Raw genomic sequence first — 1,765 nt, forward strand, 5'->3', positions numbered from 1 at the left:
GTCATAGAGCGCTACGGGCTGAAGAAGGAATCGCGCATCGGCTATTCCATCGGCGTTGCCTATCCGCCGGATTGGGGCGAGCACACGATCAGCCTGCGGCCCGGCGACAAGACGGTGCTGCAGCCCGGCAATGTCGTCCATTCCATCCTGGGCATGTGGATGGACGGCTGGGGCATCGAGGTCAGCGAGACCATCCTGGTGACTGAGACCGGCAACGAGACGCTGACGAAGTTCCCGCGGGATATCCATGTCAAAACCTGACCGGCCGTCCTCGACGAGCGATGCCGCGCCCGACATCGATGCCGGAATTCTCGATCGGATGATCGAGATCCGGCGCCATCTGCACTGCCACCCCGAGCTGTCGAACCGGGAAGCGGGCACGCAGCGCTATTTGCGCGAGATGCTTGCAAAGGAAGGGATCACCGAAATCCGTGATGTGGCCGGCTACGGGCTTGCCGTCGACATCGTCGGCACCGGCCGGCCTTCGAACCGCAAGGTGGCTATCCGCGCCGATATCGACGCCCTGCCGATCGAGGAGGAGTCCGGCGTCGACTTTGCGTCCAAAAATCCGGGCGTGATGCATGCCTGCGGCCATGACGCCCACGCCGCGATGGGCTTTGCGGTCGCCGCGCATCTCAATCGCTCACGCGACAGTTTCGGCGGAACCGTTCGCCTCATCTTCCAGCCGGCCGAGGAAGATGAACCGTCCGGTGGGCGACGGGTGGTCGAGGAGGGGCTTCTCGACGACGTCGATGCCGCGATCTGCGTCCATGTCGATCCGTATACGCCGTCCGGCAAGGTGGCCGTCGGCCCGGGTCCCTACACTCTCGCCTGCGACACGTTCGATGTGCTGGTCACCGGCTCGGCGGCGCATGCGGCAAAGCCCTATGAAGGCATAGACGCGCTGACTGTCGCCTGCTCCATGGTTAGCGAGCTGCAGAAGATCGTTTCGCGTGAGACCGATCCCTATGATCCGCTGGTCATCTCGGTGACCGCCATCAATGGCGGCAATGCCTATAACGTCACTGCGGGCAAGGTCGCGTTCAAAGGCACCATCCGCAGCGGCAACGACGCCACTCGCGAGCGGGCCTGGCGCCGGCTTCGCGAGATGCTTGAACGAACAGCGGCAAGCCACGGCGCCAGCGTAAAGATCGACATCCACCGAGGCGAACCAGGCGTCGTCAACGATGCCGAGATGGCGGCCCTGATCATGGCCGGCGCCAAAGCCAGCATTGGCGCGGATAATGCTCTCAACATGCCTGGATGGAGCATTGCCGACGACTTCGCTTACTACAGCGAGAAACGCCCGTCGGTCTATTTCCGGCTCGGCATCCGCAACGAGGGGGTAGGGTCAGTCTACCCACTCCACCATTCCAGGTTCCGCATCGACGAGACGGCGTTGAAGAACGGCGTCCTTACTCTGGTTTCGGCGGCAACGATGTACCTGGCTGGACAGGAGAATTACGGCGCTTAGCCGATCCGCAGGCGCCTTTGTCGGATAAGCCGGTCAAAGGTATTGCGCGACCTTCTTGCCGACAGTGAGGAAGCGTAGCGGGTCGACCGCCTCGCCATCGTGGCGCACCTCGTAATGGAGGTGCGGGCCGGTCGAGCGCCCGCTGCTGCCGGTCTTGCCGATGATGTCGCCGGCGGCGAGCTTCTGGCCGACAGTGACGTCGATCTCGCTCAGATGTCCGTAGCGTGTGGCGAAGCCGTTGCCGTGGTCGACCTCGACCATGCGGCCGTAGCCGCCGGCCCAGCCGGCCCT

General features: G+C 63.7%; 3 protein-coding genes. 2 read left to right on the top strand and 1 reads right to left on the bottom strand.

Annotation, left to right across the window (positions count from 1 at the left end):
* Together EOA27_RS35010 and EOA27_RS35015 are read left to right on the top strand one after the other, a co-directional pair.
* On the top strand, positions 1 to 261 hold a 261-nt coding region (locus EOA27_RS35010; RefSeq protein WP_127258571.1), incomplete at its 5' end, for a M24 family metallopeptidase.
* Positions 248 to 1,474, top strand: a complete 1,227-nt coding sequence (locus tag EOA27_RS35015) for an amidohydrolase (protein WP_126082456.1) — start codon at positions 248 to 250, stop codon at positions 1,472 to 1,474. The genes EOA27_RS35010 and EOA27_RS35015, both read left to right, overlap by 14 nt.
* Positions 1,475 to 1,507: 33 nt before the next feature.
* Here the strand turns inward: EOA27_RS35015 and EOA27_RS35020 are convergent.
* On the bottom strand, positions 1,508 to 1,765 hold a 258-nt coding region (locus tag EOA27_RS35020), incomplete at its 5' end, for a M23 family metallopeptidase (RefSeq protein ID WP_145970780.1).

Source organism: Mesorhizobium sp. M2A.F.Ca.ET.037.01.1.1, from assembly GCF_003998075.1.
GTDB lineage: Bacteria > Pseudomonadota > Alphaproteobacteria > Rhizobiales > Rhizobiaceae > Mesorhizobium.

Coding starts and splice junctions, on each gene's coding strand:
- EOA27_RS35015 (WP_126082456.1), top strand. CDS start 248: ATGTCAAAACCTGACCGGCCGTCCTCGACGAGCGATGCCGCGCCCGAC.